Genomic DNA, 18,742 nt, shown 5'->3' on the forward strand with positions numbered 1-18,742 from the left:
TTTGATATACTAAACCATAAAAGTTGTTTTATATTTGGAGCGATAAATGTATTCTAAGCTGATAGAGTTTATAAGAAAATTATTGTATTGTATATTTGCATTGCTTTGCATACTATTTATATTATCTATTTTATTCATCGGCGCTTTTACAATAATAGAATATTATGTTACAAAACCTTATGATTATAGTGATTTTGTTAAGGTAACAAAAGAATTAAAAAAAGTTGAAGAAATTTTATTAAAGCAAGGATATAAACCATATTATGATTTTGGTGATAAAAGAACATATAAGGTAAATTACAATGAACTTGGATATGGTTGCATTATTGATGAGTTACAAAAACAAGAATACGCTATTCAAAATTTTTTTGAAAGATATCCACATACGCAATTAGAAAAAATCAATAATTATAAAAGTATAGATGAAATAAAAGAAATAAAAAAATTTAGCAAAGATTTATTAAAAACTTCACAAATCTATGAATTTAATTACGAGCTAACAATTGATGGTTTTGAGCATTTTTATGATAAAAATTCTTTTATTTTTAAAGATGGAAAATTATTTGTAAAATATTATTACTTTAGTTTTAATAATAATTTGCTTGAAGAAAATTATGAGTTTTTAATAGATGATTGTGGTTATATTGAGCGTATGTAGTAAAAGAGTTAGTATGAAAGTAATTAATAATTGTTAGGATTTTAAATGTTTTTTAGAATAGTTAAATTAATATTTGTTATAAGTTTATTATGTTTAATACTTGCTTTATGTTATTTTGCATTAACTTATAATTTTATAAGTAATAACACCGACCCATTAGAAGAATTTAATGAGCTTAAAACAAAATTATATAGAATTGAAGCAGACCTAAGTGAGAATAATTTGAACTATTATGATTTTAATACTGATAAAACTTATAAAATAGATTATAATAAATTTGGCTATAAGTGTAAAATTGAATACCTAGAACGACAAAAACTCGCTATAAAAGATTATTTTAATCGTCATGCAAATGTAGAAAAATTAGAAAAAGTTCAAAATTATAAAAATATAGATGAAATAAAAGAAGTAAAAGAATTTAGCAAAGACTTATTAAAAACTTCAAAAATAAATAAATTTAATAATGAGCTAGTAATAAAAAATGATAAATATTTTTATGATGAAACTTCATTTGTTTTTGAATCTGAAAGATTGTTTGTGAAGTATTATTACTTTGATGAAAATAATGATTTTAACGAAGTTAGTGAAGAGTTTTTTATAGATAGTTGTGGTTATATTGAAAATATATATAAAGCAATAAGTTCTAAAGGTAGATTTAGATTATAAAAACTATAAATAATTTATAAATATTATTTATAGTTTTAAATGAATAAAATTATTTTAAAAGATTTGATAATTTATCTTTAACTTCGTTTGAGTTTAATTCTAGTTTTTCAAGTGTTTTACGAGCTCTAAATTCTACCAAATTATCATCAAGTTTTTTACCCACTACAATAGCATAAGGTGTGCCTATTAACTCATAATCACTCATTTTTACACCAAAACGCTCATTTCTATCATCTAATAAAACCTTAATGCCATTAGCCAAACAATACTCATATATATCATTTGCAAACTTAACTTGCTCTTCATTTTTAATATCTGATATTATGATTTGTAATGTAAATGCTGAAATATTTTTATCAAAAATAAGCCCATAATCATCATTATTGCATTCAGCAATTACTGCTAAAAGCCTACTAATTCCTATACCATAACAACCCATTATAAAAGGTTTTGCCTTGCCATTATTATCAAGATAAGTTGCATTCATAGCACTTGAATACTTATCGCCTAATTTAAATATATGCCCTACTTCAATGCCTTTTGTAATTTTTAAAGCTTTATTGCACTTATGGCATTCATCATTTTCTTTAACCAAGCTTAAATCATAAAAACGCTCTTGTAAAAAGCTAGTTACCTTAAATCCTACATAATGATAGTCTTTTTCGTTTGCCCCACAAATTAAATCGCTTTCATTTTCTAACTCGCTATCTATGAAAAATCTAACAGGACAATCCTTAAGCCCAATAAATCCTGGAACTAAATTAGCTTTTATTAATTCTTCTTCACTTGCATCTACTAAATCAAGTGCATTAGCTGCATTTAAAGCCTTAGTTTCATTTAGCTCATCGCAACCTCTTATAAAATATACTATGATTTCTTCTTTATCTACATATATTGCTTTTTTTGCTACTGCTTTTATGAAATTATGCTCTTTGCATTTAAAGAATTTAGCTAAATCTTCTATGGTTTTTACATTTGGAGTGTGAAATTTTGCAAAATCAGCTTCTATTTCTTTAATAAATTTTCTTTTAGCTCTTTTTGCTGTTTCTATATTAGCACAATATCCACATTCACAAATAGCCAAATCATCTTCTCCACTAGGACTAATTACCATAAATTCTCTTGAACCACTTCCACCAATTGCTCCGCTATCTGCTTCTACAATCGCATAATTTAACCCTAATTCATCAAAAATTTTACAATACGCTTCTTGCATATTTAAAAACTCAGCTTCTAAAGACTCAAGCGAATCATGAAAACTATAAGCGTCTTTCATAATAAACTCACGAGCTCTAAAAAGTCCAAATCTAGGTCTTGCTTCATCACGGAATTTAGTTTGAATTTGAAATAAATTAATAGGCAATTGTTTATAGCTTGTAATTTTTCCACGCACAAGTGCAACTATTGCTTCTTCTGCTGTCGGACTTAGGATAAAATCATTTTCTTTTCTATCCTTAAACCTTAGCAATTCTTTACCAAATTTAGCACTTCTTCCACTCTCATCCCAATAATTTAACGGGCATACAAAACTAAGATTTAAATAGTTTGCTCCTGCATTTTTCATATGCTTAATTACAATATTTTTAATATTTTCTAATACTTCAAGCCCTAATGGTAAATAACTATAAAGTCCTGAGCCAAGTTGCTCTATATAAGCTGCTCTACTAAGTAAAATATGACTTTTTAAGATAGCATCTCTTGGTGCTTCTTTTGTCGTTGGTGCGTATAATTTTGAAAATCTCATTCGTTTTCCTTCACATTAAATAAATAATTTAAACTTTGCGTTTCTAAACCTTCATCATCAATATTTTTAAGTCTTATTGTAGGTTCGTGCAAATAAGACTTCATAACTTGTTTTGCGAATTTCAATGCTTCTTCATTATCACTATTTTTTAAATAACCTTTCTTAATTGCTATTGCTAATTCTTGATTTATGATTTCATCTGCTCTAATTCTCATAGCTTTTATTATAGGAGTTACTTGAATTACATTTAAATCCTTATAAAACTCATTAACCATTTTTGCAACTACACTAAAAGCAATTTTTGCTTCTTCATCTTTAAATTGCATATTTTTCTTAACTATTTCATTTAGACTATCAACGCTAAAAACTTCTATCAATTCGCTATTTTCAAGCTCAATATCTCTTGGCACAGCAATATCAAAAAAATACCTTTTAAACTCAACCGGACTTATAATATCTTTAGTAATTATAGGTTCATTTGAACTAGTAGCACAAAATATAAGCTCATAAGAATTTAAAATAGAGATTAAATCTTCATAATCTAAGCATATTAAATCTAGTTCATTTGCTAGTTTTAAAGCATTTGCTTTGGTTCTTGAAATTATCGCAATATTTCCTTTTGTATGATTTAGCAAGTGTTTTGCAGCTAATTCTATCATCAAACCACTTCCTATTAAAAGGATTTTTTTAGTTTTAATATCACAAATCTCTCTTGCTTTTGCTACTGCAACAGAGCTTACTGATACAGAGTTTTTTGAAATAGCGGTTTTATTTCTAACCATTGCAGCACATTTAAAAGAATAATTAATCGCTACTTCTAAATTAGGAGAATAATTAGCACTTTGCAAGGCTTGTTTTAATTGACCTGTGATTTGAGTTTCCCCTATTACAAGGCTATCAAGTGAACTTGAAACACTAAAAAGATGATGAATAAACCCACTGCCTTCGTAAATATCAGGAGAATTTTTGATAAGTTGCTCATCAATCTTACAAATTAAACATAAGCACTTTATTATGTATTCATAAACACCCACTTGGTTTTCAATATAACACATTATTTCTATTCTATTACAGGTGCTTAAAATCACGCATTCTTCTATGTAATCATTAGCTAAGATTAATTTATAAATTTCTTTTTTCTTAAATTCATCACTTAAAGCTAGTCTTTCTCTTACTTCAATACTTGTATTTTTATGAGTAAAACTAACGCTAAAATAATGCATCAAAACTCCCTAAAAATCATTTTTTTAACGATTTCTTTTAATTCATCGCTACTTGCGTATTTTAATGCAAGTTCTCCGTAATTTTTAGCTTCATTTATACTTGCATTTATTAAATCGTATTTTAAAAATTGCTCTTTTATCCACGATAATTCATCTTTGCTTAAAGTCTTACAAAAATAAGACCTTAGCCTTGCTTTATCATCGCCTTGCAATTTTTTATCTAGCATAATGTATGGAAGAGTAACTTTGCCTTCTTTATAATCATTTAGATTTGGCTTTCCTAAAGTAGCTTCATCTTGAGTAATATCTAAAATATCATCAACTATTTGAAAGGCAATTCCTAGATTTTTACCAAATTCTTTATAATCACTAGCGTTAGGATAATTAGCTAAAAGTGCTGCTGCATATGCACTTGCTTCTATTAATGAAGCAGTTTTTTTATAAATCATTTCATAATATTTGCTCTCATCTTCATTAAAGCTTTCTCCAAGCTCTACATCAAGCAATTCGCCACTACTAAGCAAGGCAACTGCACGACCAACACAGGCTGCTATTTCACTTTTAAAAGAGCATAAATTATAAAACGCAATTGAATATAAAATATCACCTAGCATAATAGCAGTTTTATCGCCATAAATTGCATTAATACTTGGAGCATTTCTTCTAGTTAGTGCTTCATCTATTACATCATCGTGCATAAGTGATGCTAGATGAATACACTCAATTACTGCACATAATTTATAAGCTTCATCACTAACTCCAGCTATTTTTAAAATCAGTTTTGAGCGTAATCTTTTGCCGTGATTTACCTTGGCTAAATACTCATAAATACTAGGATGCTTTAACTCTTTTATAAATTCATTTATATAAAAATCTATCTTTTCCATACTACTTCCCTTTTAAATTCTTATTAAACTCAATATCTACTCTTCCATCGTTATCAATAACTAAAACCCTTATTTTAGCTTTATTATCTTTAAAATCCTTAAATTCTAAAAAAAGTGTAACTTTATCAATGCTAGGATTTTTGTAATTAGGCAAAATTTGTTCTTTAACAAAATCAAGCCCCCTTCTAAGAGATAATACATATTGTTTTCTATAATTTTTATAATCTTTAAAATTAGTTAGCAAAATCAAATTCGTATTATCAAAATGCGTCCATCTAAAGGCATATTTTTGCCATTTTTCTTCACCCTTAGGACTTATGAAAAACCATTCTAATTCATCTTTTTTTAAAATATATTCTTTTTCATAAGCAAAATTAGGCACACCCGCAAATAAATTAATACTAAAAAAAATCAGTATTAAAAATCTATAATATTGTTTGGACATTCTTTATGATAAACCCCAGCTGCGTCATAATATTCATTACAATCTTCATAATAATGAAGCCTAATTCCATCTTTACTAGCACACGAGCTAAAAATAATAGCTATTAAAACAATCAATTTTTTCATGCTATCAACCATTGAAATAACTTTTTAAGCTCTTCACTTTCACTTCTTCTATTTTTATGCTTTTTTCTCCATTCATAAGGATTTTGAGCGTTTTTATCTATCCATAAGCCTTTTAATTCTTGTCTTGCTTTTAACTCATCGCTTTTATACATATTTGTATAATAAGAATACGCCCAAGCACAACCTTGCTGAACTACATAGCGATTTATATCTACCTCATCTAAATATACAATTGCTATGGTTCTTTTATATTTATCTTTGCCTTTGATTTTCAAATCAACCTTTTTGCCAATTATTTTAGAAGACAAAACCCTAGTACAATATGCACCAAAATTCTGACTTGTTTCAGGTGCGTCAATGCCATATAATCTAACTTTTGTTTTTTTCTTGCCTTTTCTTACTTGAATAGTATCTCCATCCATTACTTTTGATACAAAATACTCTCCTGCAAATAGATTAATACTTAGCAAGAATATCAAAACAAATCTCATTATTTAGCTCTTACAATTTTATTTAAAAATGTGAAATTTTCTTTAATTTTAAAATCACTTTCAATAGATTTTGCTAATTTTTCTAAAGAAGATTTAAAATCATCAAATAAATAATTAGCATAAGAACCTGGATTTGGATTAATCTCATTTAGATAAATCTCATTATCTTTAATAAAAAAATCACATCTAATTAAAGCACCTTTAAACAACGGCAAATAAAGTCTAGTAAAAGCGTCTTTTAATTTATTTACTAACTCATCATTAAGTTTTACTTCTTCTATTTTTTCTTGTTTAAAGCTTAGATATTTTTGGTCAAAATCTAAATGACCATTTTTCTTAGGCTCTTCAATCTTTGAAAATACAATTTTTTCGCCATCAAAAAATCCTGCTAGATTTACTTCTTGAATATTTTCAATAAAAGGCTCTGCTAAAATCTTGTCATCAAATTCATACGAGCTATCATACGCATAAGCAAAATCTTCTTTATTTTTTACTATATTTATACCTATACTACTTCCAAGCCTAGCTGGTTTTAAAATAACAGGTAATTCAACCTCATCATTTTTGCTTTCTAATAATTTATAAGCAATTGTTTTAACCCCTACTTCATTTGCATAAAGTTTAGTTAAATGTTTATCAAAACTAAGCACACAAGCAGCAGTTCTAGGGCCTATGTATTTTATATTATAAAAATCAAACATAGAGGCTAATTTCCCATCTTCGCCATCTTTTCCATGAACTATATTAATAGCTATATCAAATTCTACTTTTTCTTCGCCTAAAAGCTTTTTAAGATAAAAGCCACCTTGTTTTAATACTAAAGGCTTAAGATTTTTAAAACCACCTTTTGCAAAATAATTTGCATTCATATTGTTTTTATCTATTAAATAAAACTCATTATCAAAACTAACATAAATAAAAATTACATCATCTAATAATTTTGCCACAGTTACAGCACTTACTATGCTTATTTCATGCTCGTAAGAATTCCCACCAAAAACCATTGCGTATTTCATTTATTTTCCTTAACTTAATTTTTTAAGAGCTAGTTTTATTACTTCGCTAACACTATTTGCATTAATATCTTTTAAAGCTTTAATCACAGCTTCTTGTTTAAAGCCTAAAGCAAGTAAAGCTTCACTAGCTTCGTAATAATAATTATTCTCCGCACTTATTCCTAATTTGATTATTTTATCTTTTAATTCTAATATTAATCTACTTGCACTCTTAGCACCAATTCCTGGAGCTTTGCATAAAGCTTTTGCGTTTTCATTAATAATAGCACTTTGCAAACTCGCTACATCCATTGATGATAGAAGTGCCATAGCACTTGTAGCACCTATACCATTTACTTTTATTAAGGCTTCAAATAATATTTGCTCACTTTCATCTAAAAAGCCATATAATTTATTTGAATCTTCTTTAATAATTTGAGTAATTAATAAAGCTACTTTATCTCCTTTATTAATCCTAGCAGCACTTAATAAGCTAAGATTTATTCCATACCCTACTCCATAAGTTTTTAAGATTATAAACGCAGGAGTTTTTTTAATAACTTCACCTTCTAAATAAACTATCAATAATCTTCCTTTTCTTCCATAAATTCATCTTCGTAATTTTTAACTTCTGTTCTTTTTAGCTTTACTATTTTTGCACTTTCTTCATCACCTATCATAACTCTTTCTAATTTTAAACAATATAAATCTTCATATTCTTTAGTATTATAAGTTAGCTCAATATCAGGATAAAGTAATTTGAATTTAATTTCATTTAAATTCGCCCATCTTTTAGTATTTATAACCTTTGCTTCATAGACTTTATTTTGCAATCTTTTTAAATCATCTTCTAAATCTTTATGCTTATCTTTAAAATCTTTTAATTTAGTAATTAAATCATTATATTCAAGCACAACATTTTGATAATCTCTAATTTTTTGCAAAAATGCAGTAGGTGGAATAATATTACTTTGTTTCATCTCTGCTAATCTTTGTTTAATTTGCATAATACTATCTTTATTAGCGTCTATGATTGATTTTTTACTATCTATAATTTTTGGTAAAGATAATAAATTTTTATTTACTTCGGCTAATTGACCTAAAGTTTTTTCAAGACTTTTAACAATTATTGGAGATTTACTAGCACTTACTAAGAATTTGTTATTTTCTCCTAAACACTCTTTAACAACTGCAATATCACTAACTTCTATAGTTGTATTAGTTGTAAGTGTATCTATCATTACTTTATTTGCTATGATTTTACCGCCTAATGCGTGTTTTACTCTTACATTTTTTCCTACAATAACGCCATTTTCAAGCCTATTTACTTCTATATCTTCGCCTTCGCAATAACCCCTATGCACTTCTATATTGATTTTTTTCGCATAAATCTTACTTTTTGAATGAGTTTGTCCGCCTATATTTGCAATTTTTGCTTTTACTACTGAATTTTGAGCGATATTTCCTTTTACATTAAGTGTGCTTACTTCTATACTAAGATTTGCCCCTACTGCGTCTTTTAAATAATCTTGTTCATCAACATTTAAAGTAATATCTTTATTAATACCTGCATCAATTGAACCTGTTGTTTTAAATTCCACAGCTTGAACGCTAACACTATCTTTTATATCATACAACTTATCTCTATAAACAAAAGTTACATAGCCATTTATATTTGCATAATACTTTATACTCAAATCATCTTCAAGCATTCTAATATTTTCACTAACCTTAAAATCAGGCTCACTTATAATATTAGAATTAGTAGCGTTAATAATATTTCCTTTTAAATCCTTACCATTAACAGCTTTTATTGGTTTAATAAATTCAATTATTAATTCATCTTTACTAATAGCATTTATAAAACCACGCTGAGAATAATCAATTTTAGCATTTTCATCTACTTTTTTATCTTTATAATAAAGCTTGGTTTCTGAATTAATAGCATTAATTGGCTCAATCCCCTTAGCTAAAACTATACTAGCTTCCATAATTTGCTTACTCTCAAATGCCTTTAGCATTTTTACAAGCTGCTCTTGAAAAGTAAATTCTCTAATGCCTAGTAATAAACCTGCTTTTATAAATTTTTTATTAATTAAATCTCTAATATTTTCTATATATTCAGCAAATTCTATTTTGTCATCATAATTTATAGCACTAAAATTTGCTACTACCTTAGTAAGATTTTTATTTGTTCCTATCTTAAAATCAATTAATGGAACAATATTGTCTATTATTTCTATTTCGTATATTTGTTTAATTTCCATATCGTCATTAAAGAATTTATCATCGTTAAATACTTCTAATTCGTGTTCTAAAAGGGTTTGAGACATTCCATCTTTAGTAATTATTGTCTCATAATGAAGAACCTTAAAATCTAAATTATTTATATCTTTTCTATATCTATTTGCATAATTTGTTAATTCATCATAAGGTTTATCTGTTTTGATTATGTATTTTTCCAAATTGTAAAGCCTTTATTTTTTTTCGTTAATATACCTAAAAATAAATTAAAAAAGTAAAATGAATGAAACAAGAACTAATAAAAAAATATTTTTTCAATATTTTTGGTATTTTAATATCAAGAATAAGTGGCTTTTGTAGAGATTTTTTACTAGCTAGATTTTTAGGGGCTAGTATTTATTCTGATATATTTTTTATAATGATAAAGCTTCCGAGTGTTTTTAGAACCTTATTTACCGAAGGCACATTTAATCAAAGCTTTTTACCAAATCTAGCCAAGACTAATCGTAAAGGCGAATTTTGTGTAAAGATACTTATAATTTTTATAGCTATACTTAGTTTAATAGCCTTAATTGTTTTTATGTTTTCTAATATCTTTACTAATCTAATAGCCTATGGTTTTGATGATGAGATAAAAAAAATATCAGCACCTTTAATCGGGCTTAATATTTGGTATTTAGTGATTATTTTTTGTGCTTCGTTTTTTGCGTCTTTACTTAATTATAAAGGTAGATTTTTTATAACTAGCATAAGCGCTTCTATTTTTAATTTTGCCTGTGTAGCTGCTCTTTTAATATTTAAAGATTTAGAAAAATTACAATTGCTTAAAATGATTACTTATTTTATTTTAATAAGTGCTTTTATTCAAGTAATTATTTTAATGATTGCTTTAAAAGATAATAAAATCTTTCATTCTATGATAATTTATGTAAAGAATTTAAATCATAAAAATAAAAAAACTTCTCTTAAAGGCTTTTTTAAAAATTTTAGCTCATCTTTAATTGGCTCATCAAGTTCACAATTAAACTCATTAGTTGAAATTGCTCTAGCTAGTTCATTGGCTCACGCAAGTATTTCATATCTTAATTATTCAACTAGACTTTATCAACTCCCATTAGCCTTAATTGCTATTGCTTTTACTCAAGTATTTTTCCCAAGCTTAATTACTTATATTAAACAAGGAAAAATTCAAAATGCTATTTTAAGTATTCAAAAAATATTTGAATTAATGCTACTTTTATTAATACTTGCTGCATTAACAGGCTATATTTTAAGCGAAGAGATAATTAAACTCTTATTTGAGCGTGGAGCATTTACAAATGAAAACACACTTGAATGCGCTAAAGTCTTAAGACTTTATATATTATGTATAGTTCCACTTGGAATTTCAAAATTATTTTTAGCTTGGATAAATGCAAATTATTTACACTCAATTGCTGCTAAGATTTCAATAATGTCTTGTTTTATAAGTATAATTGCAAGTTTATGTTTGATAAAAGATTTTGGTATTTTAGCGTTTTGTATAAGTGCTAATATTTCTGCTTGGTTTATATTACTTGCTTATCTTTTTGTGTTTTCTTATGCTAGATTTTTTAGTATTTTAAGACCTAGCGTTTGCTTAGGAATTATCTTTATTAGTGTAATATTTGCTTATGTTTTAATATATTTAAAAGGATTTTTAAATGCAATTTTTTAACTCACAAACTAGAAAAAAAGAAGAATTTACATATAAAAATGAATGTATAAATATATATGTTTGCGGTCCAACCGTTTATGATGACGCACATTTAGGCCATGCAAGGTCAAGCATAAGTTTTGATTTATTAAAAAGAGTAATTAAAGCAAATGGTTTTGAAGTAAAATTAGCGAAAAACTACACAGATATTGATGATAAATTAATCAAAAAAATGAATGAAAGTGGCAAAAGTCTAGCTGAAATTAGCGAAACTTATATTAAAAGTTATGAAGCTGATATGAAAGCTTTAAATGTTTTAGAGCCTGATATTAGCCCAAGAGCAACTGAATATATTAATCAAATGATTAGTTTTATTGAAAAATTGCTTGAATTAAAATATGCTTATAGATTAGATGATGGAATATATTTAAATACAAGTTTAGATAAACTTTATTTAAGTATTTCAAACAAACCTCAAGATGATACTATCTCAAGACTTGAAAATGAAGTAGATAAAAAGAATGAAAGTGATTTTGTATTATGGAAATTTGATGAGAATTATTATAAAGCAAGTTTTGGCACAGGTCGTCCTGGTTGGCATACTGAATGTGTTTGTATGATTTTAGATATTTTTCCTAAATTACACATTCATTGTGGTGGGGCTGATTTGTTATTTCCACACCACGAAAACGAAGCTTGTCAATGTCGTTTAGCAACTAAAAACGAACTAGCTACTTTTTGGCTACATAATGGCTTTGTAAATATTAATAACGAAAAAATGAGTAAAAGTCTAAATAATAGCTTTTTTGTAAAAGACGCTTTAAAAGAATTTAGCGGAGAAACACTTAGATTTTATTTACTAAGCACTCATTATAGACAAGATTTTAATTACACAATTACTGATTTAAAAGCTTCTAAAAAACGCCTTGATAAAATATTTAGAGTGAAAAAAAAGCTTAATTTAAATGAGCTAGATTTAAAAACAATAGCACCCAATAGTGAGCTAAAATCAAAACTAATTGAAGCTTTAAGCGATGATTTAAATACTTCAAAAGCACTTGCAATTGTAGATGAATGGGTAAATTATGCAAATACTATAAAAGCTAATGATGAGCTTAAAAATGAGTTTTTAGCTATTGTTGAATTATTAGGAGTTGGAGTGATTAATCCTAATGAATATTTACAAAATTGTGATGAGAAATTCCGTATTCAAATTCTAAAATTAATTGATGAAAGAAATGAAGCTAAAAAAAATAAAGATTACGCAAAAGCCGATAGTATTAGAAACGAATTAAGTAATTTAGGCGTAAGCATTCAAGATAGCGCTAATGGTGTTGATTGGGAGATTTTATGAATTTAAAAGAAATAGAAAATCAAAATGTATCCCAATTAAAATTATCTTATGTATTAAAAAGGTTTAAGCACTATTTTAAAGATTATAAAATAAGATTTTTTCTAGCAATAATAGGTATGATTTTAGCTTCAGCTGGAACTGCTGGTAGTGCTAAGATTATTGAACCGATTTTAAATAAAATCTTTGTAGAAAAAGATGTAACATTATTATATATCTTACCTTTAGGTGTGTTTGCTTTATATTTTATAAAGAATTTAGGTCTTTATATGCAAACAATTAATATGGGTTTTATAGGTATAGAAATTACAAAAAGACTAAGACAAAAAATCCTAAAAAAAATCATAGTAATGGATATGAAATTCTTTCAAAAACACCCTAGTGGAGAGCTAATATCACGCTCTTTAAATGATATTGGAAGTCTTCAAAATGTGCTTACTAATTTCATTCCTGATATTACAAGAGAAATAATTACAACCTTAGGCTTACTTTATGTAGTGATTTCTCAAAGCCCAAAATTAGCTTTTTTTGCATTTATTATCTTACCTGCTGCTATGCTTCCTATTAGATATTTCATAAAAAAATTAAAAAGCATAGGAATAGCAACACAACAAAATTATGCCGAGCTTACTTCAAGACTAAATGAGATTTTAGGCAATATTGAGCTAGTTAAATCATCAAATGCTGAAAAATTAGAACTAGAAAAATACAAAAATAGTAATGAAAATGTAGCAAAATTAATCTATCGTGGAACTAAAATAAATGCCTTTACAAGCCCTATTATGGAAACTTTTGGTGCTTTAGGCGTATCGGCAACTATAATAATAGGTGGAATGGAAGTTATAAATGGCTCTATGCAAATAGGCAATTTTTTCTCATTTTTAACGGCTTTATTTTTAATATATACTCCTGTTAAAAGAATTACAAGTCTTTATGCAAGTCTTCAAACAAACTTAGCGGCTAGCACAAGGACTTTTTATTTACTTGACCTTGAGCCAGAGATTAAAGGTGGAGATGAGAATTTAAATCAAGAAATTAAAAGCCTAAAATTACAAAATGCTAGTTTAAAATACGATAATAAATTAGCTTTAGATAATGTTAGTATAGAGTTTAAAAAAGGCGAAATCACCGCAATTATAGGAAGAAGTGGTAGCGGAAAAAGCTCTTTAGTAAATACTATTTTAAGATTTTATGAGCTAAATTCTGGAGAAATTAAAATAAACAATAACAATTATAAAAACTATTCACTAGATAGCTTAAGAGAAAAAATAGCAATAGTTACACAAAATATTTATTTATTTAGCGATACTATTGCAAATAATATTGCTTATGCAAATGAATTTGATGAAGAAAGAGTTATTAATGCTTTAAAACTTGCAAATGCTTATGATTTTATAAGTGCTATGCCTGATGGAATTTATACTAAACTAAGTGAAAAAGGTAATAATTTTAGTGGCGGTCAAAGACAACGCCTAGCACTTGCAAGAGCGTTTTATAAAAATCCTGAAATAATAATTTTTGATGAAGCAACAAGTGCTTTAGATAATGAAAGTCAGAATTTAATATCAAAAAGCTTAGTAAATATTAAGCAAGATAAGATAATTATTCTAATAGCACATAGACTAAATTCTATTGCAATTGCTGATAATATTTTGATTTTAGATAATTCTAAAATGGTGGGATTTGGAAACGATAAAAGCTTAGAAAATAATGAATTTTATAAAAAATTAAAAGAAAAATTTGAAGAATGTTAAAAGAGATAAAATGAATATAGAAAGTAAAGTATTAAAAAATGGCTTAAAAATTTATGCTGTAAATCTAAATGATAATTCAGGTGTAGCTAGTGTAAATATCTTTTATAAAGTAGGCTCAAGTTATGAAGAATTAGGCAAAAGCGGTATAGCACATTTGCTAGAACACCTATCTTTTAAAAGCACAAAAACTCATAAAGCTGGAGAATTTGATGAGATAATAAAAGCATTAGGTGGAGTAAATAATGCTTGCACTAGTTTTGATTACACTCAATACTATGTAAATATCGCAAATATTCATATTAAAAGAGTTTTAGAATTATATTTTAGTATGATGAGTGAGTTATTGTTTAATAAAGATGAATTTTATAAAGAAAGAGATGTAGTCCTTGAAGAAGAGAGATTAAGAGTAGGAAATGATGCTTTTGGGTATTTATATAATGCTATTTATAATTACGCTTTTATAAAGACTAGTTATCATTGGACGCCGATTGGATTTGCTGATGATATAGCAAATATTACACCTAAAATTGTAAAAGAATTTTATACTAAATTCTATGCACCAAATAATGCTTGTATAGTAATTAGCGGAGATTTAGCTAATATTGATATTTTTAGTATGTGCGAAGAGATTTTTAGTAAAAAATCAGCAAAAAAAATCACGCAAAATAAAGTATATGAACCAGATAGAACAGGTCTAAAAGAAATAGAACTTAGTTTTCCTAATCTAAATTCTAATATTTTTGCTTGTGCTTATAAAATACCTGCATTTAATCACGAAGATTTTGAGTATTTAAAGGCTATTTCAATATTTTTAAATCTTGATAAAAACTCAATTATAAAAAATAAAATGATAAATGAATATAATCTATGTGCTGATTTGGACTTTTACGCACAAAGCTCTAAGAATGAAAATTTATTTATAATTTTTGGAGTTTGTAATGATTTAGTAAATACAAAATCAGCAATAAAGCAACTAAAAAAATTAATTAATCAAACAAAATTTAATAAATTTGATACAAGAACAATTTATAATCAATTAGAATTAAGCATAAATCAAGTAAAATCCAACCCAAGTGCTTTAGCGAGTGGAATTGGTAAATTTGAATGTTTTGGAGATGTAAATGTATTTTTAAATTCTCTAACTTCAAAAGAATTAGATTATAAAATTTTAAACCAAGTTTTTAAAAAATATCTAAAAGATGACAATTTAACTCAAATAATTTTAAAGGAGAAAGTATGAAAAAAGAAATAATAGGTGCAATGACAGCTTTAATAACACCATTTAAAAATGATAAAATTGATGAACTTAGTTATGAAAAGCTAGTTAAAAGACAAATAGCAAATGGAATTGATGCAGTAGTTCCTGTTGGAACCACGGGAGAAAGCCCAACTTTAACTCATGAAGAGCATAAAAGATGTATAGAAATCGCAGTAAGTGTTTGTAAAGGAACAAATACTAAGGTTTTAGCAGGTGCAGGCTCAAATGCAACTCACGAAGCAATATCTTTAGCAAAATTTGCTCAAGAGTGTGGAGCTGATGGGATTTTAAGCATTACTCCATATTATAATAAACCTATGCAAAGTGGATTATATAAACACTATGAAGCTATTGCTAAATCAATTGATATTCCTATTATGCTTTATAATGTTCCAGGAAGAACAGGTTGTGAAATAGCTAGTCAAACTATAATTGAACTTTTTAGAAATTGTCCTAATATTTACGGAGTAAAAGAAGCAAGTGGAAATATAGATAAGTGCGTAGATTTATTAGCAAACGAGCCAAAACTAAGACTTGTAAGTGGAGAAGATAGTATAAATTATCCTATTTTAAGCAATGGTGGTAGTGGTGTAATTAGCGTTACTTCAAATCTTTTACCAAATGAAATTGCTAATTTAACTCACGAAGCTTTAAAAGAAAACTATAAAAATGCAAAATCTATTAACGATAAACTTTATAATATAAATAAGATTTTATTTTGTGAGAGCAACCCAATTCCAATAAAAGCAGCAATGTTTATAGCAGGATTACTTCCTAGTCTTGAATATCGTTTGCCACTTTGCGCTCCTAGTAAAGAAAATCTAAAAAGAATAGAAGAAGTTATGAAAAATTATGATATAAAAGGATTTTAATGCAAGAGATTAATTTTAAAGATAAAGTATTAGTAATAAGCGGTGGAACTCGTGGTATAGGTAAGGCTATTGTGTATGAATTTGCAAAAGCAGGTTGTAATGTTGCATTTACTTATAATTCAAACGAACAAATCGCACAAGAAATCGTTGCTGATATTGAAAAAACTTACAAAGTTAAAGCTAAATGCTATCCATTTGATATACTTGAGCCTGAAACTTATAAAGATTTATTTTTAAAAATTGATGAAGATTTTGATAGGGTTGATTTCTTTATCTCAAATGCAATTATTACAGGTCGTGCAGTTGTAGGTGGATATACTAAGTTTATGAAACTTAAACCTCGTGGAATTAATAATATCTTTACAGCTACCGTTAATGCTTTTGTTTGTGGTGCTCAAGAAGCAGCTAAGAGAATGGAAAAAATTGGCGGTGGAAGTATTATTTCAATTTCTAGCACAGGGAATTTAGTTCATATTGAAAACTATGCAGGTCATGGAACAGCAAAAGCTGCTGTTGAAGCAATGGCTAGATATGCAGCAACTGAATTAGGCGAGAAAAATATCCGTGTAAATGTTGTAAGTGGTGGTCCAATTGATACTGATGCTCTAAAAGCATTTACTAATTATGAAGAAGTAAAACAAGCTACAATGAATTTAAGCCCATTAAATCGTATGGGGCAACCTGAAGATTTAGCAGGTGCATGTTTATTCTTATGCACCGATAAAGCTAGTTGGGTTACAGGACATACATTCATTGTAGATGGTGGAACAACATTCAAGTGATGAATTTACCTAATCTTTTGGCTAGTGCTAGGATAGTCCTAGCACCAATTTTATTTATATTATTAACGCATTCAAATGTGTTGGTTAATACTCACAATATACATATTTCTTGGATAAATTATTTAGCAGCTCTTATTTTTACCATTGCTTCTATAACTGATTTTTTTGATGGATATATTGCAAGGTCTTGGAATCAAAAAACAATTTTAGGAGAGATTTTAGACCCTTTGGCTGATAAAATGCTTACCTTAGCGGCATTTTTAGGGCTTATGATGATGGGAAGGGTTAATGAAATTCTAGTTTATTTTATCTTAGTTCGTGAGTTTTTTATAACTGGTTTAAGAGTTATGATAGTAGCTGATGGGCTTAAAATCGCTGCAAATATGAGTGGTAAAATCAAAACAACATTTCAAATGTTAGCAATTGGATTTTTACTAATGGATTGGTGGGGAAAAGATATTTTATTTTATCTATGCTTTTTCTTTACTATTTATTCTGGGGCTATTTATGTAATAGAATATGCTAAGGCAAAAAAATGAAGAATATAATTCTAACTTTTATTGTTTTAGCTTTTTGCTTTTGGCATTATGGGGCTAGTTTTTTAGGCACTATTTTAATACTTTCTTTTTTGATATTTTTTCATGAATTAGGGCATTTTTTAGCTGCAAAATACTTTAAAGTTAGAGTTTTAACATTTAGCATAGGGTTTGGAAAGCCAATTTATGTGAAGCATTATAAAGGCACTGATTATCAAATATCAAGCGTATTTTTAGGTGGATATGTCAAGATGAAAGGTCAAGATGATAGCGACCCTACTCTTAAAACTTATGATTATGATAGCTATTCGGTATTACACCCATTTAAAAAGATTTTAATTCTTTTTGCAGGTCCATTTTTTAACCTACTTTTAGCGTTTTTCATCTATATAAGTTTAGGTTTTATAGGGGTTGAAAGGCTTAGTCCGACTATTGGTGCGCTTAGCGAATATGCTGATACAAAACTAAAAGTAAATGATAAAATATTAGAAATCAATGGCACTAAAATTAATAATTTTTACGATATCAAACCACTCGTAAATGATAGTAGTATTAATGTAAAAGTATTAAGAAATAATGAAATTTTAGAACTTGATATTAAAACTTACGAAGGCAAAACTCAAAATATTTTCGGAGAAATCATCACAAAACCACTATTAGGAATTGTGCCTAAAAATGAGACTTTTATAGAATATCATAGAGATTTTAGTGTGTTTGCTTGGGCTTTTAAAGAGAGTTTAGATGGGGCTTTTTTAATCCTTGAAGGTCTTAAAAAATTAATATTAGCTGAAGTTAGCCCTAAAAATATAGGTGGAATTATAAGCATAGCCGACACAACCACAATGGCTACTACACTTGGAATTTCAAAACTGCTAATAATCACGGCTTTACTATCAATTAATCTTGGGATTTTAAACCTTTTACCTATTCCTGTGCTTGATGGCGGGCATATAGTTTTTAATTTATATGAGTTAGTTTTTAAAAGAGAAGTAAACCAAAAAGTATTTATTACACTTAGTTATATCGGAATGTTTTT

At 27.2% G+C, this 18,742-nt stretch carries 19 protein-coding genes; 10 read left to right on the plus strand and 9 right to left on the minus strand.

Going from position 1 to position 18,742, the window contains the following annotated elements:
* The first annotated feature begins 46 nt into the window (after window positions 1–46).
* Complete coding sequence (locus tag AVBRAN12642_RS05615) at window positions 47–658, plus strand: hypothetical protein (RefSeq protein WP_336608089.1); 612 nt, start codon at window positions 47–49, stop codon at window positions 656–658.
* A gap of 45 nt (window positions 659–703) precedes the next feature.
* The gene (locus tag AVBRAN12642_RS05620; protein ID WP_336608090.1) at window positions 704–1,324 is read left to right on the plus strand and encodes a hypothetical protein; all 621 of its coding nucleotides are present in this window, start codon (window positions 704–706) and stop codon (window positions 1,322–1,324) included.
* Window positions 1,325–1,373: 49 nt separating this feature from the next.
* Here the strand turns inward: AVBRAN12642_RS05620 and AVBRAN12642_RS05625 are convergent, their stop codons facing one another.
* The 9 genes from AVBRAN12642_RS05625 to AVBRAN12642_RS05665 are packed head-to-tail and all read right to left on the minus strand — an operon-like array spanning window position 1,374 to window position 9,699.
* A complete protein-coding gene (locus AVBRAN12642_RS05625) occupies window positions 1,374–3,068 on the minus strand; it encodes a proline--tRNA ligase (RefSeq protein ID WP_214117721.1) in 1,695 nt (564 codons plus the stop codon).
* Window positions 3,065–4,291 (minus strand): glutamyl-tRNA reductase, encoded by a 1,227-nt coding sequence (hemA, locus tag AVBRAN12642_RS05630; protein WP_214117722.1) that lies wholly within the window; start codon window positions 4,289–4,291, stop codon window positions 3,065–3,067. Before hemA ends, AVBRAN12642_RS05625 begins: the two co-directional genes overlap by 4 nt.
* Window positions 4,291–5,178, minus strand: a complete 888-nt coding sequence (locus AVBRAN12642_RS05635) for a polyprenyl synthetase family protein (RefSeq protein ID WP_214119935.1) — start codon at window positions 5,176–5,178, stop codon at window positions 4,291–4,293. The genes hemA and AVBRAN12642_RS05635 overlap by 1 nt, the downstream gene beginning before the upstream one ends.
* A gap of 1 nt (window position 5,179) precedes the next feature.
* Window positions 5,180–5,623: a hypothetical protein gene (locus AVBRAN12642_RS05640; RefSeq protein WP_214119934.1), complete on the minus strand. Its 444-nt coding sequence runs from the start codon at window positions 5,621–5,623 to the stop codon at window positions 5,180–5,182.
* A complete protein-coding gene (locus AVBRAN12642_RS05645; RefSeq protein ID WP_214119933.1) occupies window positions 5,596–5,748 on the minus strand; it encodes a hypothetical protein in 153 nt (50 codons plus the stop codon). The genes AVBRAN12642_RS05640 and AVBRAN12642_RS05645 overlap by 28 nt, the downstream gene beginning before the upstream one ends.
* Complete coding sequence (locus tag AVBRAN12642_RS05650) at window positions 5,745–6,239, minus strand: thermonuclease family protein (RefSeq protein WP_214117726.1); 495 nt, start codon at window positions 6,237–6,239, stop codon at window positions 5,745–5,747. Before AVBRAN12642_RS05650 ends, AVBRAN12642_RS05645 begins: the two co-directional genes overlap by 4 nt.
* Complete coding sequence (locus AVBRAN12642_RS05655; RefSeq protein WP_214117727.1) at window positions 6,239–7,255, minus strand: D-alanine--D-alanine ligase; 1,017 nt, start codon at window positions 7,253–7,255, stop codon at window positions 6,239–6,241. Before AVBRAN12642_RS05655 ends, AVBRAN12642_RS05650 begins: the two co-directional genes overlap by 1 nt.
* A gap of 9 nt (window positions 7,256–7,264) precedes the next feature.
* Window positions 7,265–7,819 (minus strand): Holliday junction branch migration protein RuvA, encoded by a 555-nt coding sequence (gene ruvA / locus AVBRAN12642_RS05660; RefSeq protein WP_214117728.1) that lies wholly within the window; start codon window positions 7,817–7,819, stop codon window positions 7,265–7,267.
* Entirely contained in the window at window positions 7,816–9,699 is a 1,884-nt protein-coding gene (locus AVBRAN12642_RS05665; protein WP_214117729.1) for a flagellar assembly protein A, read from the minus strand. The genes ruvA and AVBRAN12642_RS05665 overlap by 4 nt, the downstream gene beginning before the upstream one ends.
* A gap of 62 nt (window positions 9,700–9,761) precedes the next feature.
* On the opposite strand from AVBRAN12642_RS05665, the gene murJ reads away from it, so the two are divergent.
* From murJ to AVBRAN12642_RS05705, 8 genes are all read left to right on the plus strand, one after another.
* Entirely contained in the window at window positions 9,762–11,174 is a 1,413-nt protein-coding gene (murJ, locus tag AVBRAN12642_RS05670; RefSeq protein WP_336608091.1) for a murein biosynthesis integral membrane protein MurJ, read from the plus strand.
* A complete protein-coding gene (cysS, locus tag AVBRAN12642_RS05675) occupies window positions 11,161–12,507 on the plus strand; it encodes a cysteine--tRNA ligase (RefSeq protein ID WP_336608092.1) in 1,347 nt (448 codons plus the stop codon). The genes murJ and cysS overlap by 14 nt, the downstream gene beginning before the upstream one ends.
* Window positions 12,504–14,258, plus strand: coding sequence for an ABC transporter ATP-binding protein (locus tag AVBRAN12642_RS05680; protein WP_214119930.1), 1,755 nt, complete (start codon window positions 12,504–12,506; stop codon window positions 14,256–14,258). The genes cysS and AVBRAN12642_RS05680 overlap by 4 nt, the downstream gene beginning before the upstream one ends.
* A 10-nt stretch (window positions 14,259–14,268) precedes the next feature.
* Window positions 14,269–15,498, plus strand: coding sequence for a M16 family metallopeptidase (locus AVBRAN12642_RS05685; protein ID WP_336608093.1), 1,230 nt, complete (start codon window positions 14,269–14,271; stop codon window positions 15,496–15,498).
* Window positions 15,495–16,388: a 4-hydroxy-tetrahydrodipicolinate synthase gene (dapA, locus tag AVBRAN12642_RS05690; RefSeq protein WP_214117734.1), complete on the plus strand. Its 894-nt coding sequence runs from the start codon at window positions 15,495–15,497 to the stop codon at window positions 16,386–16,388. The genes AVBRAN12642_RS05685 and dapA overlap by 4 nt, the downstream gene beginning before the upstream one ends.
* Window positions 16,388–17,170 (plus strand): enoyl-ACP reductase, encoded by a 783-nt coding sequence (locus AVBRAN12642_RS05695; protein WP_336608094.1) that lies wholly within the window; start codon window positions 16,388–16,390, stop codon window positions 17,168–17,170. Before dapA ends, AVBRAN12642_RS05695 begins: the two co-directional genes overlap by 1 nt.
* A complete protein-coding gene (gene pgsA / locus AVBRAN12642_RS05700; protein WP_214117756.1) occupies window positions 17,170–17,709 on the plus strand; it encodes a CDP-diacylglycerol--glycerol-3-phosphate 3-phosphatidyltransferase in 540 nt (179 codons plus the stop codon). Before AVBRAN12642_RS05695 ends, pgsA begins: the two co-directional genes overlap by 1 nt.
* Window positions 17,706–18,742 (plus strand): M50 family metallopeptidase (locus tag AVBRAN12642_RS05705; RefSeq protein ID WP_336608095.1); only part of this gene is annotated, 1,037 nt, incomplete at its 3' end. The genes pgsA and AVBRAN12642_RS05705, both read left to right, overlap by 4 nt.

The sequence above is a fragment of the Campylobacter sp. RM12642 genome (assembly GCF_020137635.1).
Classification (GTDB): Bacteria; Campylobacterota; Campylobacteria; order Campylobacterales; family Campylobacteraceae; genus Campylobacter_E.

Bases quoted from the DNA above. Each gene is read 5' to 3' on its own strand.
- AVBRAN12642_RS05650 (WP_214117726.1), bottom strand. From the start codon at position 6,239: ATGAGATTTGTTTTGATATTCTTGCTAAGTATTAATCTATTTGCAGGA.
- AVBRAN12642_RS05620 (WP_336608090.1), top strand. From the start codon at position 704: ATGTTTTTTAGAATAGTTAAATTAATATTTGTTATAAGTTTATTATGT.
- AVBRAN12642_RS05640 (WP_214119934.1), bottom strand. From the start codon at position 5,623: ATGTCCAAACAATATTATAGATTTTTAATACTGATTTTTTTTAGTATT.
- hemA (WP_214117722.1), bottom strand. From the start codon at position 4,291: ATGCATTATTTTAGCGTTAGTTTTACTCATAAAAATACAAGTATTGAA.
- cysS (WP_336608092.1), top strand. From the start codon at position 11,161: ATGCAATTTTTTAACTCACAAACTAGAAAAAAAGAAGAATTTACATAT.
- AVBRAN12642_RS05655 (WP_214117727.1), bottom strand. From the start codon at position 7,255: ATGAAATACGCAATGGTTTTTGGTGGGAATTCTTACGAGCATGAAATA.
- AVBRAN12642_RS05635 (WP_214119935.1), bottom strand. From the start codon at position 5,178: ATGGAAAAGATAGATTTTTATATAAATGAATTTATAAAAGAGTTAAAG.
- AVBRAN12642_RS05685 (WP_336608093.1), top strand. From the start codon at position 14,269: ATGAATATAGAAAGTAAAGTATTAAAAAATGGCTTAAAAATTTATGCT.
- dapA (WP_214117734.1), top strand. From the start codon at position 15,495: ATGAAAAAAGAAATAATAGGTGCAATGACAGCTTTAATAACACCATTT.
- AVBRAN12642_RS05695 (WP_336608094.1), top strand. From the start codon at position 16,388: ATGCAAGAGATTAATTTTAAAGATAAAGTATTAGTAATAAGCGGTGGA.
- AVBRAN12642_RS05680 (WP_214119930.1), top strand. From the start codon at position 12,504: ATGAATTTAAAAGAAATAGAAAATCAAAATGTATCCCAATTAAAATTA.
- murJ (WP_336608091.1), top strand. From the start codon at position 9,762: ATGAAACAAGAACTAATAAAAAAATATTTTTTCAATATTTTTGGTATT.
- AVBRAN12642_RS05645 (WP_214119933.1), bottom strand. From the start codon at position 5,748: ATGAAAAAATTGATTGTTTTAATAGCTATTATTTTTAGCTCGTGTGCT.
- pgsA (WP_214117756.1), top strand. From the start codon at position 17,170: ATGAATTTACCTAATCTTTTGGCTAGTGCTAGGATAGTCCTAGCACCA.
- AVBRAN12642_RS05625 (WP_214117721.1), bottom strand. From the start codon at position 3,068: ATGAGATTTTCAAAATTATACGCACCAACGACAAAAGAAGCACCAAGA.
- AVBRAN12642_RS05615 (WP_336608089.1), top strand. From the start codon at position 47: ATGTATTCTAAGCTGATAGAGTTTATAAGAAAATTATTGTATTGTATA.